Raw genomic sequence first — 14,529 nt, forward strand, 5'->3', positions numbered from 1 at the left:
GCCAACTGCCCTGTTAGCGCTGTGTGGTGAAGCTTTGGCCCGCCTGTGAGTACGTACGGGGTTCGACGCGGGCCCGCGCCGCCTCCTGGTGGGCGGGCAGATGCACGGTGAACGTCGTCCGGCGGCCAGGCACGCTGTCCACGGTCACGGCACCCCCGTGCGCCGCCGCGACGGCCTGCACGATGGCGAGCCCGAGCCCCGTGGAACCCGCTTTGCGCGACCGCGACGAGTCGCCGCGCGCGAACCGTTCGAAGACGCGCGGCAGCAGCTCGGCGGGGATGCCGGGCCCGTCGTCCCGCACGTCGAGACAGACCCAGGGCCCGTGCCGGTGCACGCGCGCGGTAACGGTGGTGCCCGGTGGCGTATGCGTACGGGCGTTCGCAAGGAGGTTGACGAGGACCTGATGCAGCCGGGCCGCATCGGCGAGCACGGTGGCCGGTTCCTCGGGCAGTTCGAGCCGCCAGACGTGGTCCTGTCCCGCGGCACGGGCATCGCTGAGCGCGTCGACGACGAGCGGCGACACGTCCGTCGCCTCGTACGACAGGGGCCGTCCCGCGTCGAGCCGGGCGAGCAGCAGCAGGTCCTCGACCAGGCCGGTCATCCGGTCGGCCTCGGACTCGATGCGGCCGAGCGCGTGCCGGGTGTCGGGCCCGGTCTCCTCGCGCCCGCGCCGGGTCAGCTCGGCGTACCCCCGGATCGAGGCGAGCGGCGTGCGCAGCTCATGGCTGGCGTCCGCGACGAACTGCCGTACGCGCGTCTCGCTCTGCTGCCGAGCCTGGAGCGCGCCGTGCACATGGTCGAGCATCCGGTTGAGCGCGGCGCCGACCTGGCCGACCTCGGTGTGCGGGTCGGCCTCGGCGTCCGGCACCCGCTCGTACAGGGCGACCTCGCCGCTGTGCAGGGGCAGTTCGGACACCCGGGTCGCTGTCGCGGCGACCCGGCGCAGCGGCCGCAGGGCGACACCGACCATGACGGCCCCGGTCACCCCGGCGGCCAGCAGACCGGCGCCGGTGACGCTGACCTCGATGAGGATGAGGGTGTTGAGGGTCGACTCGACGTCGTCGGCGGGAAGCCCGACGAGCAGGCGGCCGTTGCCCGACGACTGGACGCGGTACTCCCCGAGTCCGGGCAGGCTGACGCTGTGCGCCTTGCCGTCGCGGGGGACGGTGTCGAGGGCGTCGGACTGGGCGCTGGTCAGGTCGGTGATGCGGGTGGGGGAGTCACGGTCGGAACCGGCCGCTTGTTTGATGGATCCATCGGCGCCGACGAGCGCGCCCACGGTCTTCTCGCCGCCGGGGCCGGGCAGCCCCAGGAACGACAGGTCGTTCCCGCGTGCTCCCGCGCCGGGCTGCGGCTTCTCACCGGGCCCGCCCCCGGCCATCCGGACGACCTGGTCGACCTTGCCGTCGAGCTGCTTGTACAGGTACGTGTGCAGGGCCAGCGTCGTCACCGTGCCGATGACCACGCCGACCAGTGCGATCAGCCCGACCGCGGTGACGACGAGCCGGGTCCGCAGCGTCCGCGTACGGCGTCGTCTCACGACACCGTCGTGGCGGCGGGCTTGATCAGATAACCGGCGCCGCGCCGCGTATGGATCATCGGCTCACGCCCGGCGTCGATCTTCCGCCGCAGATAGCTGATGTACAGCTCGACGACGTTGGCCTGCCCGCCGAAGTCGTAACTCCACACGCGGTCGAGGATCTGCGCCTTGCTGAGAACGCGCCGCGGGTTACGCATCAGGAAGCGCAGCAGCTCGAACTCGGTGGCGGTGAGGTGGATGTTGGTCCCGCCGCGCGACACCTCATGGCTGTCCTCGTCGAGCATGAGATCGCCGACGACGAGGACGGACTCGCTGCGCCGGTCCGCCGCACCGGTCCGCCGGATCAGCCCGCGCAGCCGCGCGACGACCTCTTCCAGGCTGAACGGCTTGGTGACGTAGTCGTCGCCACCGGCCGTGAGCCCGGCGATCCGGTCCTCGACGGCGTCCTTCGCGGTGAGGAAGAGCACCGGCACGTCGGGCAGTTCGCGGCGCATCCGCCCGAGCACGCTGAGCCCGTCCATGTCCGGCAGCATCATGTCGAGCACGACGGCGTCGGGCCGGAACTCCCGCGCGGTCTGCACGGCTCCGGCCCCGTCGCCGGCGGCCCGTATCTGCCAGCCTTCGTACCGCAGGGCCATGGACAGCAGCTCGGTGATCGACTGCTCGTCGTCCACGACAAGCACCCGGACGGGGCTACCGTCCGGCCTCAGCAGTTCGGTGCGCCCCTGGGGCGAGGTCGTCGTCATACCGCAACAGTGCGACGCGCCTCTGAGAGCACCCTTTTCCGTACCTGTGAAATTCCTGAGAAACGCACAGGAGCCTCTCAGGAACCCGGACACCACAGCCAGGGCCACGTCGTCCCCGTTGCGAGGCTACGTGCGGAACAGCCCGGCACCATTGGTGTGGCACACGGCCCGCACCCACTCGCTCCCCAGCCCGAGCTCCTCGATGGCTTCGAGCTGATGCAGGTACGGATAGGGCAGATTGGGAAAGTCGCTGCCGAGCAGAATCCGCCCGCCGAGTCCGAGTTCGGCGAGCCGCCCCAGCTCCCGCTTCGGGAACGGTGCCCGCGCCTCACTGAAGTCCGTGAACGCCATGGTCGTGTCGAGCCGCACCTCGGAGTACCGCTCGGCAAGATCCAGAAACTCCGCGTACTCCGGCATCCCCATGTGGGCGACGATCAGCGGCAGCCGTGGATGCCGAGCGAGCACCTCGGCCATGGGCCCGGGCCCGGTGAAGGCGCCGGGCGCGGGCCCGGACCCGCAGTGCGCGACGACAGGCACCCCGGCCTCGGCGAGCAGCCCCCACACAGGATCCAGCAACGGATCATTGGGGTCGTACGCCCCCACCTGCACATGCGCCTTGAAGACCCGGGCCCCTCGCTCCAGGGCCCGACGGACGTACGTCTCCACCCCCGGCTCGGGATAGAAGGTGGCGGTATGCAGACAGTCGGGCGTCCGCGCGGCGAAGTCGGCGGCCCACCCGTTCAGCCACTCGGCCATGCCCGCCTTGTGCGGATAGAGCATGGAGGTGAAGGCGACGACCCCGAACCCGCGCAGCCGCGCCAGCCGCTCCCGCTCCTCCTCCCGGTACGTGATCGGCCACACGCTCCCCACGAGCGGCCCGGCCGAGTCGAAGTAGGCCCACACTTTGTCGAGCACCCGCTGAGGCATGAAGTGGGTGTGCACGTCGACGAGCCCGGGCAGCCGATGCCGCCGCAAGAACGCACCGACGAGCGCGGCCTCGTCGTCCCCGCCACCTGACTCAGCCACGCACAAACCCATGACTCCGCTCGACCTTGGCGATGTGCACGGTGTACTGCTCGTACCACTCGGCGCGGCCCCGCTTCTGCGCGTCCCGGTGCTCACCGACGGCCCGCCACTCCTCGATGGCGGCGACATCGGAGAAGTACGACACGGTGATCCCGAGCCCACCGGGCGTCCGCGCGGACTCGTGACCGAGATACCCCGGCACGTCACGCACCCTCTCGTCGAGCCGCTCGGCGGTCTCCCCGTACCCCTGATCCCCCGGCCTGCGCACGGAGCTGAACACGACGACGTAATAGGGCAGTTCAAAGGCGGGCAACGGCCGCGCTTCCCCCACGACGTGATCACTCATGCCCCCCACGGTCACCCACCGATCCCCACCTTGTCCATGCCAACCCACCCCACCGGCCCCCAGCACGCCCTGCACGCGATCACGCCCACACCACCCCGCACCCGGCATGCCCGGCACGCGATCACGCCCGCGCCACCCCGCCCCGCCCCCGGCACGCCCTGCACGCGATCACGCCCGCGCCACCCCGCCCCGCACCCGGCAGGCCCGGCAGCCGACACGCCCCGTATCGGGCCGCCTTAGCGATCGCGCTCGCCCCGCGCCGCCCCGCACCCGGCACAGCCCGCCACACCTCCGCTCGGCCCGGTCCGGCCAACCCAGCTCAGCCCCGCCCACCTAGAACAACCCACCCTGCACCCCCGGCGCCGAAGAGACCTCCCGCACCTCAACTCCCGAAACCCCCGCCCCCGCGGGCCCCGCCTCCAACGGCCACCCCGCCAGCACCCGCGTATCGAGGACGAGCCTCCGCCCACCCGCCTCGACGAGATGCAGATCAGGCCCGGCGGCCGCAGCAACGGTGCCGGCCACCACGGCCCCCTCGGCGAGCCCCGCCACAACGGCATCGACCCGATCGACAGCGGCCAGCGCAAACGCCTCGGCGTGCTCGACGACCCGGCAGGGCAACGGTTCGAGCGCCTCGGGCCACCCGCCCCCGCCCGCCCCCTCCCGGAGCCGCACGGCCACCGTATGCGCCCGCGCAAGCTCCTCGCTCCACCCCGCGCCTCCACAAGCCCCGCCCGAACGCCGCGCTTACGCTCGTACGGGATCCGGTCGGGCACCCCGAGCGCCACCCGGAGCAGCTCCTCGGCCCGCCGGGCGGACATCAGCGGCCCCCGCCCCAGCCACGTAAAGGCGACCGCCCCTTGCTCCAGCAGCCGCGCGCTTTCTCTCCCCACCCCCGTGATCCCCACCTTCACGAGCCCGTCCCCGAACCAGGCCAGATACACGTGGTACGGCCGCGGATCATCGGCCATGGTGTCGGCGGCGACGGACCGCGCCCGGTCGATCCCGGCACACGCCGAGCACTGCGCCCGCGTCCCCCGCACCGGCACGTCCTCCCACCCCGGGCACACGGTCCGCCGCCCCCCGCGCCAGACCCCGAGACACCGCCGCGCCCCACCGACCCGGAAAGCCACCGGCTCCCCGAACCGCACCCCGCTCTCCCGCTCCCCCTTTTCCCCCGTCCAGCCGAACCCGGGCCGCCCCCCGCCCCACCGCATCCCGGTGCACCACCACGTCATGCCCCCAGCATGCCGCGCCCCACTGACAACGCCCCCGCCCACCGCACACACGAAGAAGCCCCCGGAGATCCTCCGGGGGCTTCTTCTCGATGTGCACTCGGCAGGATTCGAACCTGCAACCTTCTGATCCGTAGTCAGATGCTCTATCCGTTAAGCTACGAGTGCTTGTCTTTTCAGTTTTTGTCTCCGGCCCCTTGCCTTTCGGCTCGTTCCCGGCGACAGGAAGAACATTACATGACTGCCGCCGTCATGTGAAATCCGTTAGGCACACCCGTTGTGACCTGCGAAAACGCGCTCGCAGTCGCGGGCCCGCCCGGAGCCGGGCCGCGTCGCGGGCGCCTGGGAAACACCGAAGCCCCGGTCCGTGTGGACCGGGGCTTCGATCTTGGGGCGGAGGCGGAGGGATTTGAACCCTCGATGGGATTTAAGTCCCAAACCGCATTAGCAGTGCGGCGCCATAGACCGGACTAGGCGACGCCTCCAGCACAACCGCTCCGCGCTTGCGCGAATCGGTGCGTGCAGATGATGACACAGCTGAGCGCCGCGTCACCAATCGCCCCCCACGGTACTAGGCGGGCGGGCCGGAGAGCAAAGCCCTGGGGCGGAGCGCAACGTCATGGCGGGGCGCGCGTTAAGCACGGCATGTTGAAGCGACGTTTCTCCTCCCGGCCCGCCCCCGCCTGGGGTCCCGCCCCGTGCCCCGCCTCGCCCCCCGCCTCCTGCTGACCGCCGTCGCCTCGGCCGCGGCCCTCGCCGCCGTACCGGCCGCCGCGCACGCCGACACCGGCCCGACCCGGATGCCGCCGTCCCCGTTCGGCTCGCTCGACGGGCTCGTGGACCCGGGCGCGTTCAGCGGCATCGGTGACGGGTTCGGAGGCCTCGACGGCGGCCGCGCCGGCCACCTCACCGTCTCCGTCACCGACTCGGGCACGAGCGGCGACGGCACGCACGAACTGAAGTGCGGCCCCGCGGGCGGCACCCACACTGACCCGGCCGCCGCCTGCGACCGGCTCGAGGAGCTGGACCGCGGCGGCCAGGACCCGTTCGCCCCCGTGCCGAAGGGAACGGCCTGCACGATGCAGTACGGCGGCGACGCCACCGCGCACATCACCGGGACCTGGCACGGCCGGCCCGTCGACGCCACGTACAAGCTGACCAACGGCTGCGAGATCTCCCGCTGGCACCGGATGATCCCCGTGCTCCCCGCGACGGCGTCGTGACCGTGGGTCAGGCGTGCACATCGCCCCGACCCGGCGTGCACGGGGTCCGCACAACCTCCACCCCTCCACGTGGGCTCCCTCTCATCCGGCGCCGCGATGACAACCGGTGCCCGTAGACTCCCTTCCGTGACACGCTGCGGGCCGCGAGGCAAGATGGCCCGCACGGTCGGCAAGTCGCGGTGAATCAGGGAGGAAGCGTCGTCGTGAGCAGCAGGCCATCCCGAGGCGCTGCTCGCCTCGCAGCCATACTCGATGCACTCCCGGACGCGTTGGTGCTGGTCAACACCAACGGGACGGTGGTCAACGCCAACGCGATCGCCCTGGAGGCCTTCGAGGCCCCGGGCACGGCCCTCGTCGGCCGCGGACTGCTCGATCTGCTGCCGGAGTTCGACTCCCGGCTGATCCCCGGCTCGATGCGCAGGCCCGACACCGTCACCGACGAGCGCGGGCGCACGAAGCCGACGCGGATGATCGCGCGGCGGACCGACGGCACCGAGTTCCCCGTCGAGGTGACCAGCGCGAACGTGGCGGACGGCGCCCGGGACGCCGTGGACCCGTACAGCACGGGCGGCACCTCGTACAGCGGCTCCGAGCTGCTGATGCTCGTCGTCCGCGATCTCTCGGGAACGCTCGACACCGAGGCCGAACTGGCCCGTTCGCAGCGGCAGACCGAGATGATCCTGCGCGCCGCCGCCGAAGGCGTCGTCGGTACGGACACCGACGGGCGCATCGTTCTCGTGAACCCTGCCGCCGCGCAGATCCTCGGCTTCCGCGCCAGCGATCTCGGCGGTCAGGAGCTGCACCCGCTCGTGCTGCACTCGCGGCCCGACGGCGAGCCGTTCCCGTACGCCGAGTCGCCCCTGGCCGACACCCTGCGCTCCGGACGCAAGCACCGCGTCCGCGGCCAGGTGCTGTGGAACAAGAAGGGCGAAAAGGTACCCGTCGACATGACGACGGCGCCCGTGCGCGACGGCGACCAACTGGTCGGCGCCGTCATGACCTTCACCGACCGCCGCCCGTACGAGAAGCTCGTCACCGAGCACGCCGAGGAGCTCGCCCGGCGCGACGAGGCCGCCGAGCAGGAGCGCGAGGAGCGCGCCGCCGAGCTGGCTCGGGTCCGCGAGGAGCTGGGCGCCGAACTCGCCGCCACGCGCGAGGAGCTGAGCGGTGAGCTGGCCGCCGCGCGCGAGGAGCACGCCGAGGAGCTGTCCGCCGAGCGCGAGCGCGGCGCCGCCTTCGCCGAGCGCGAGAAGGACCGGTTCGAGGAGCTGGCCGCCCGCCACTCCCAGCTGCTCGCCGTCCTCGGCCAGTCGCTGCGCGGGCCGCTCGACGAACTCCGGCACGAGCTGGGCCAGCTGGCCGCGGACGACGCCGGGCAGCTCTGGCCCGAGGCCAACCAGGTCCTGCACCACCTGGCCGCCGGCTACTCCCGCATCACGACCCTCGTCGACAACGTGCTCGCCTACCAGCTCCTCGACGCGGGCGGCGAGCAGCTCCTCCGTACGCCGGTGATGCTGGACGCGGTCGTCGCCGCCGGTGTCGACGGGGCCGTGGAGCTGATCGGGCCCGGGCGCGTCCAGTTCGCCGTGCACGCGCCGCCGATCGAGGCCGAGGTCGACGCGGGCCGGCTCGCCACCGCGCTCGCCCACCTGATCGCCGACGTCGCCGGGATCGATGCCACGGGCAACGCGCGGGTCCCCGCGGGCGCCGGGTACGTCGACTCGACCGTCGTCGTGGCCGCGGCCCAGCGCGGCGAGACCGTACGCATCGAGGTGCGCGGCCCGTACGCGGGCGGCGACCCGGTGCACGAGCCGATCGTGCGGGGCATCGTGCGGGCGCACGGCGGCGTGCTGCAGACGCACGAGATGCCCGGTATGGGCGGCAGCGCGTACGTGCTCGAGGTGCCGATCGGCAGCGGTGCCGGGGTCGTTCCCGTCCCGGCCGTGCCGTACGTCGAGCCGGTCGCCGAGCCGGCCGTAACCGAACCGGCCGTGACTGAACCAGCCGTGACCGAGCAGGTCGCCGAGCCCGTCCCGGGCCTTCCCGAGCAGGCCACCGCGGCCACGGGCGGCGGACGGCGCCGGGCCAGGCGCGCTGCCGGGCCCTCGGTCGACTCGTTCCTGGACAGCAGTGAGGCGCAGGCGGAGAGCGGGTCCTCCGGCTCCGGCGGTACGGGCCGTCGGCGCGGGCGGCGCGCCGCCGAGCCGGTCGGTTCAGCGGAAGGTCCCGAGCAGCCCGTGGCGCCCGCGGCCGCGGCGGGCCCCGAAGTCACTGGTGGCGGCACCGGGCGGCGGCGGGCACGGTCCGCCGAGGCCGGTACGGCCGCCGAGGGCGCCGTGCTGACGGCGGCCGAACACGCCGCGGGCTCGCCTGCGTTGGGTCAGACGGTGCCGCCGCAGGGCGTGCCCGCGCCCACCGGGCGGCGTGCCCGGCGTGCGGGCGACCCCGAGCAGGCGGCGCTGCCCGCGCTGCCGTCGGGCTCCTCGCAGCAGCCGGGGGCGGGGCCGAACCACGGCGAACTCGAACTGGCGGGCTCGGGTGCGGGTTCGGGCGCCGGTGCCGGCGCCGGTGGCGGGCAGCAGCCTTCCGGGCGGCGGGCTCGGCGTGCCCTCGGTACCGCGCAGAGTGCCGTGACCACCGAGGAGGCGGCGCCCCGCGAGGTGTTCGCCCTGCCGCCCGCGCAGGCCGACCGCGCGCCGCAGGTGGCGAACCCCGGGCCCGTACCGTTCGACGTGACGGACACTGCGGCCAGGCTGGCGGCCGGGTCCGGATCCGGGGCCGCCCCCGTCGACGTACAGCAGAAGGTGGCCGACGCCGCTGAGGCGACTGACGCGGCTGACGCGGTCTCTGGCGTGCAGCCGGGCGCTGTCGGCAATGGGCGGCGACGCGGCGCGCCCCTGCCTGGCACGCCCCTGCCTGGTACGCCTTTGCCTGGTCCGGCGCAGACCGGTGGCGCACAGCTCGGGGCGGCGCAGACCGGCGGCACCCAGGCCCGTGACGCCCAGCTCGGGGCCGCACAGACCGGTGGCGCACAGGCCGGTCACGCCCAGTTCGGGACCGCACAGACCGGTGGCGCACAGCCCATGGCGGCCCAGACCGGTGGTCCTCGGGCCGGTGGCGCGCAGCCCGGGGCGGCGCCGGACGAACCTCAGCAGCACGCCGCCGCCACGGGGCACCTGGCGGAGGAGGACCACACGCCGCCGCAGCCGCACCCGGCGCAGGGCACGCCCGCGCAGGGCACGCCCGCCCCGGCTCCGCTGCCGCCGGAGAACGCGCCGCGGCCGCGTGCCGCCCAGCCGTTGCCCGCCGAGGCTCCGCAGCAGCCGGCCGGTGACACGAACTCGACGCAGGGTCGCGCCTTCAGCGTGCGCACGCTCGGGCAGGGTGTGCCGTTCGGTCGGCGCCCCGCTGACCAGCCGCAACGTCCGCAGGGGGCCGCTCCGGCAGCCCCGGCACAGCCGCCCGCCCACCCTGGCGCGACGCCGTCGCAGGGTGTGCCGCGTTCGGGTCGGCCCCAAGGCGGCCAGTCCCTTGGCGGCCACCAGTCCCTGGGCGGCCAGTCGCAGGGTGGTCAGTCACAGGGCGGCCACCAGTCCCTGGGCGGCCAGTCGCAGGGTGGTCAGTCACAGGGCGGCCAGCCACAAGGTGGCGGTTCGGGTCGGCGGCGCCGGTTGTCGACCGGCCCCGAGCAGAACGACGCCGCCGAGCCGCAGGTACCGGGCCAGGGCCCGGCGCAGACCCCGCCGCGTGGCACGGCACAGCCGCCGTCGCAGCCGCGCGGGATGACGCCGCCTCCGGCGCGGAACGCGACTGCCCGGCCGCACCCGCAGCCGCAACCGCCTCTGCTGCCGCCGAACGCGTCCGAGGGGCACGGCCGCTCCTACACGATCGGCGCGCCCGACCAGGACGCCGACGAGGGCCCCGAGCCGTTGGACGGTCCGGGCGGCGCCGTCGAGGTCGCCGTCAGGCCGCAGCCGCAGCCCATGGACGACGAGCTGCCCCCGGAGCCGCTCGACAACCCGCGCCGCCTCCTCGTGTGGCCCGCGCCGGACGTGACGACGCAGCAGGCGCTCAGCGACCGCGGCTACCGCCCGGTGACCGTGCACTCGCGCGAGGAGGTCGACGCGCAGATCGCCGCGTTCCCCGCCGCGCTCTTCGTCGACCCGCTGACCGGGCCGATCACACGCACCGCGCTGCAGTCGCTGCGCCAGGCCGCCGTCGCGGCCGAGGTGCCGGTCCTGGTGACCGCGGGCCTCGGACAGGCGACGCGCGAGGCCGCGTACGGGGCCGATCCCGCCGTGCTGCTGAAGGCGCTGGCGCCGCGCGACAGCGAGCAGCACCCGCCCCGGGTCCTGCTCATCGAGGAGCACGAGGAGATCGCGCTCGCCCTGACCGCCACGCTCGAGCGGCGCGGTATGCAGGTGGCGCGGGCCTCGAGCGACGCGGACGCGGTGACGCTCGCGGGCCAGATGCGGCCGAACCTGGTGGTCATGGACCTGCTCCAGGTACGGCGTCGGCGCGCGGGCATCATCGACTGGCTGCGCGCGAACGGCCAGCTGAACCGTACGCCCCTCGTCGTCTACACGGCCGCCGTCGACCACGCCGACCTGCCACGACTCGCAGCGGGGGAGACGGTGCTCTTCCTCGCTGAGCGGTCGACGAGCAGCGAGGTGCAGGGCCGGATCGTGGATCTGCTGGCGAGGATCGGCACCAACTGACGAGTGAGGGCCGCCCATTGAGGGCGGCCCTCGTTTCACGTGAAACAGCGCGCTGAGAGGAGCCGGGGGCTCAGAGCTGGGTGATGGCCAGCTCCCCGTCCGCGTACTGCTTGCGCAGCACCTTCTTGTCGAACTTACCGACGCTGGTCTTCGGCACCGCGGGGATGATGGTCCAGCGCTCGGGCAGCTGCCACTTGGCGACCTTCTCCGCGAGGAAGGCACGCAGCGTCTCGAAGTCGGCGCTCGCACCCTCCTTCAGCACGACGGTGGCGAGCGGCCGCTCCCCCCACTTGTCGTCCGGAACGGCGACAACAGCGGCCTCGGCGACATCCGGATGCGACATCAGCGCGTTCTCCAGGTCCACGCTGGAGATCCACTCACCGCCGGACTTGATGACGTCCTTGGCGCGGTCGGTGAGGGTGAGGTAACCGTCGGGGCTGATGGTGCCGACGTCGCCGGTCTTCAGCCAGCCGTCCTCGCTGAACTTGTCGGCGGGCCGCTGCGGCTCACCGTCCACGCCGCCGTAGTACGCGCCCGCGATCCAGTTGCCGCGGACCTCCAGCTCGCCCGCGGACTCCCCGTCCCAGGGCAGGATCTCGCCGCCGGGCCCGCTCAGCCGCGCCTCGACACCGGCCGGGAAACGGCCCTGCGTGAGCCGGTACGCGAACTCCTCCTCGCTGTCCGGCTCGACCCCGACCGGGGGCCGCGACACCGTGCCGAGCGGTGACGTCTCGGTCATGCCCCAGGCGTGACAGACACGCATGCCGAGGTCGTCGAACGCCTTCATCAGGGACGGCGGACAGGCGGAGCCGCCGATGGTGACCTGGGTGAGCGTCGAGACGTCGCGCGGCTTCGCGGTCAGCTCGGCGAGCAGGCCCTGCCAGATCGTGGGGACGGCGGCGGCGTGCGTGGGGCGCTCGGCCTCGATCATCTCGGCCAGCGGCCCCGGCTGCAGGAAACGGTCCGGCATCAGCATGTTCACGCCGGTCATGAACGTGGCGTGTGGCAGCCCCCACGCGTTCACGTGGAACTGCGGGACGACAACGAGCGAGGTGTCGGAGTCGGTCAGACCCATCGACTGCGTCATGTTCACCTGCATGGAGTGCAGGTAGATCGAACGGTGCGAGTAGACGACACCCTTCGGGTCCCCCGTGGTGCCGGAGGTGTAGCACATGGCGGCGGCCCGGCGTTCGTCCAGCTCCGGCCAGTCGTATGTGACCGGCTTCCCGGCGATCAGCTCCTCGTACTCGTGGACCTGCGCGTCAGCGCCTTCGAGCACCGAACGGTCACCGGGTCCGGAGACGACGATGTGCTGCACCGTCTTCAGGCCTGGCAGCAGCGGCGCGAGCAGCGGCAGCAGCGAACCGTTGACGACGATCACGCGGTCGGCCGCATGGTTCACGATCCACGCCAACTGCTGCGCGGGGAGCCGAAGGTTGAGCGTGTGCAGGACCGCGCCCATCGCGGGGACGGCGAAGTACGTCTCGACGTGCTCGGCGTTGTTCCACATGAGGGTCGCGACACGATCGTCGTCGCGCACCCCGAGGTCGTCCCTGAGCGCGTGCGCGAGCTGGGCCACACGGTCTCCCACCTCGGCGAACGTACGGCGGTGCGGCTCGCCCTCGCCCGTCCATGTGGTGATCCGTGAGGTGCCGTGCACACGCACCCCGTGCGTGAGGAGGCGGGTGACGGTCAGCGGTACGTCCTGCATCGTGCTCAGCACGGCGTCCTCCCGGGGCGCTACGGAGCAGTAGGGTTCCGCCGATTCTCACTGCATACCAGGCGGTATGTCACTACTCCCGGAATGATCGATCAGTGCATCCGCCCGTCGTCCACCGTGCTCAGCTGCGTGCGGGCCGCAGCTCAGGGTCCTCGCGGAGCTTGCCGAGCGCCCGCGACACCGCGCTCTTGACGGTACCGATCGAGACCCCGAGCACCTCCGCCGTCTGCGCCTCGCTCAGATCCTCGTAGTAGCGCAGGACGACCATCGCCCGCTGCCGCGCGGGCAGCTTGGTGATGGCACGCCACATCGCGTCGTGCAGCGCCTGTTGCTCCGCCGGGTCCGCGGCCCCCGGGGTCGCGGGCTCCGGCAGCTCGTCGCAGACGAACTCGTCGACCTTGCGCTTGCGCCACTGCGAGGTCCGCGTGTTCAGCAGGGCCCTGCGCACATAACCGTCGAGCGCCCGGTGATCCTCGATCCGGTCCCAGGCGACATACGTCTTCGCCAACGCCGTCTGCAGCAGATCCTCCGCGTCGCACGGATTCGCGGTCAGCGACCGGGCCGTCCGGAGCAGCACGGGCTGGCGCGCCCGGACGTACGAAGCGAAGGACGGGTACGCCGACTGCCCGGGGTGAACGGCCGGGGCGGAGTGCCCGCCGGGCGCGGGGTGCGCCGGGTGCGCGGTGCGCGTCCCCGCCGGGGTTCGCGTCGCCGACTTCGATGCGCTGGTGCAGACAGGCGCCAGGGTTGCGGTCATGGCTCCACGCTATGAGCGGCCCCCACCCCTACGGATCGGCCGGAGGTCCCGAAGCCGCGTCCGCCTCAGGTTGTACGAGGGGTGGTATCCCCACCTCCTGAAGGTGGAGGAGGGGGTGAGGACCCCTGAGGGTTCAGCCCGAGAACCGCACTCCGAGCGTACGTCCACGAGCGCGCCCTTGTTGACGCAGCGCACGCTCATGACAGCGGCGCGGTCACCTCCCTCTCACCCGATCCGCGCCACCGGGGCGCTCACCAGGTTCCGGTCGATCACCATCGTGCGGCCGCCGTGCCGCTCCTTCACGTTCCCCGCGTACTGGTGGATCCTGCGCTGCGGATGCCACGCGTACTTCCACAGCGAGGGCTCCTGGTACAGGTGCGGTTTCCTGTGCCAGCGGGCGAACCACATCACCGACGGCAGATCCCGCACCCCGGCCCGCCGTGCGATCTCCATGTGCCGCACCCCCGAGTCGGCGCTGCTGTAGAACCCCGGAACGTACCCGTACCGTCGCACCTCCCTGTTCCAGGCCCGCACGAAAGCCAGCGTCGTGTGCGCACACTCCCGCTTCCGGTAGTTGTAGGCCTCCATGTCCAGATAGAGCGGGCTGTATCGCGTGATGCCGAGCGCCGCCGCCCTGCGCACCGCGTCCCGCGCCTCCTGCGCCCCCTGCCGCCACGGGTACTTCCCGATGACCACCCCCTTCTTGTGCTGCGCCCCGACGCAGGGCGACTGCGATCCCACATACACCGGCAACATCCCCCAGCCCATGGAGTCCACCTGCCGCGTCCACGTCCGGTTCAGCGCCGGCTGGTGCTTGCACGCCCGCCCCCGGCCGCCGAAGTAGACCCCCAGCGCCTTGTAGTTCGACGCCCGCCAGCGCCACATGCTGTCCAGCGACGGCGCCCTGCACACATCGAACGCCCAGCCGGTGAAGGTACGCACCTCGGGGCCCCAACGACCGGACTCCGCGCCTGACTCCGCGCCTTCCTGTGTCGCGGTGACCGTCGGCGCCTTGTCCGCGGCGGCGGCCGTCGGCGCCTTGTCCGCAGCGGTGACCGTCGGCGCTCTGTCCGCGGCGGTGGCCGCCGGCGCCTTGTCCGCAGCGGTGGCCGTCGGTGCTCTGCCCGCAGCGGTCGCGGGCAGTGCGCCGAGGCTCAGAGCGAGCCCCACCAGTCCAATGATCATCTTTTGCCGATCCATGGACCGAGTGAAGGGGCC

The 14,529-nt window shown here is 72.7% G+C and carries 9 protein-coding genes, 2 tRNA genes and 1 pseudogene; 2 read left to right on the top strand and 10 right to left on the bottom strand.

From position 1 onward, the window contains the following. Positions 1-13: 13 nt before the first annotated feature. The 7 genes and pseudogenes from N5I75_RS27125 to N5I75_RS27155 all read right to left on the bottom strand — a co-directional run bounded on the left by N5I75_RS27125 (position 14) and on the right by N5I75_RS27155 (position 5,378). Positions 14-1,540 carry a sensor histidine kinase gene (locus N5I75_RS27125; protein ID WP_476681536.1) on the bottom strand — a complete coding sequence of 509 codons (1,527 nt, stop codon included), beginning with the start codon at positions 1,538-1,540 and terminating at the stop codon, positions 14-16. Further along, complete coding sequence (locus tag N5I75_RS27130) at positions 1,537-2,286, bottom strand: response regulator transcription factor (protein WP_476681538.1); 750 nt, start codon at positions 2,284-2,286, stop codon at positions 1,537-1,539. Before N5I75_RS27130 ends, N5I75_RS27125 begins: the two co-directional genes overlap by 4 nt. Before the next feature lie 126 nt (positions 2,287-2,412). After that, positions 2,413-3,324, bottom strand: a complete 912-nt coding sequence (locus tag N5I75_RS27135) for an amidohydrolase family protein (RefSeq protein ID WP_476681540.1) — start codon at positions 3,322-3,324, stop codon at positions 2,413-2,415. Continuing rightward, positions 3,305-3,658 carry an antibiotic biosynthesis monooxygenase family protein gene (locus N5I75_RS27140; RefSeq protein WP_476681542.1) on the bottom strand — a complete coding sequence of 118 codons (354 nt, stop codon included), beginning with the start codon at positions 3,656-3,658 and terminating at the stop codon, positions 3,305-3,307. The genes N5I75_RS27135 and N5I75_RS27140 overlap by 20 nt, the downstream gene beginning before the upstream one ends. 333 nt (positions 3,659-3,991) lie before the next feature. Beyond that, positions 3,992-4,896 (bottom strand): annotated as a pseudogene (locus N5I75_RS27145) (DUF2797 domain-containing protein). A gap of 92 nt (positions 4,897-4,988) precedes the next feature. Further along, positions 4,989-5,061: transfer RNA gene (locus tag N5I75_RS27150), tRNA-Arg, on the bottom strand. Between the two features lie 226 nt (positions 5,062-5,287). Next, positions 5,288-5,378 (bottom strand) — tRNA-Ser (locus tag N5I75_RS27155). A gap of 213 nt (positions 5,379-5,591) precedes the next feature. On the opposite strand from N5I75_RS27155, the gene N5I75_RS27160 reads away from it, so the two are divergent. After that, entirely contained in the window at positions 5,592-6,116 is a 525-nt protein-coding gene (locus tag N5I75_RS27160) for an SSI family serine proteinase inhibitor (protein ID WP_476681544.1), read from the top strand. A gap of 203 nt (positions 6,117-6,319) precedes the next feature. Further along, positions 6,320-10,834 carry a PAS domain-containing protein gene (locus tag N5I75_RS27165; RefSeq protein WP_476681546.1) on the top strand — a complete coding sequence of 1,505 codons (4,515 nt, stop codon included), beginning with the start codon at positions 6,320-6,322 and terminating at the stop codon, positions 10,832-10,834. 70 nt (positions 10,835-10,904) lie between these two features. Here the strand turns inward: N5I75_RS27165 and N5I75_RS27170 are convergent, their stop codons facing one another. The 3 genes from N5I75_RS27170 to N5I75_RS27180 all read right to left on the bottom strand — a co-directional run bounded on the left by N5I75_RS27170 (position 10,905) and on the right by N5I75_RS27180 (position 14,496). Continuing rightward, positions 10,905-12,557, bottom strand: coding sequence for a long-chain fatty acid--CoA ligase (locus tag N5I75_RS27170; protein WP_476681548.1), 1,653 nt, complete (start codon positions 12,555-12,557; stop codon positions 10,905-10,907). Between the two features lie 118 nt (positions 12,558-12,675). Then, positions 12,676-13,311, bottom strand: a complete 636-nt coding sequence (locus tag N5I75_RS27175; RefSeq protein WP_476681550.1) for a SigE family RNA polymerase sigma factor — start codon at positions 13,309-13,311, stop codon at positions 12,676-12,678. A gap of 225 nt (positions 13,312-13,536) precedes the next feature. Further along, complete coding sequence (locus N5I75_RS27180) at positions 13,537-14,496, bottom strand: DUF1906 domain-containing protein (protein ID WP_476681552.1); 960 nt, start codon at positions 14,494-14,496, stop codon at positions 13,537-13,539. Positions 14,497-14,529: the final 33 nt, after the last annotated feature.

It is taken from the genome of Streptomyces sp. R818 (assembly GCF_056172735.1).

Bases quoted from the DNA above. Each gene is read 5' to 3' on its own strand.
- N5I75_RS27130 (WP_476681538.1), bottom strand. From the start codon at position 2,286: ATGACGACGACCTCGCCCCAGGGGCGCACCGAACTGCTGAGGCCGGAC.
- N5I75_RS27175 (WP_476681550.1), bottom strand. From the start codon at position 13,311: ATGACCGCAACCCTGGCGCCTGTCTGCACCAGCGCATCGAAGTCGGCG.
- N5I75_RS27135 (WP_476681540.1), bottom strand. From the start codon at position 3,324: ATGGGTTTGTGCGTGGCTGAGTCAGGTGGCGGGGACGACGAGGCCGCG.
- N5I75_RS27180 (WP_476681552.1), bottom strand. From the start codon at position 14,496: ATGATCATTGGACTGGTGGGGCTCGCTCTGAGCCTCGGCGCACTGCCC.
- N5I75_RS27140 (WP_476681542.1), bottom strand. From the start codon at position 3,658: ATGAGTGATCACGTCGTGGGGGAAGCGCGGCCGTTGCCCGCCTTTGAA.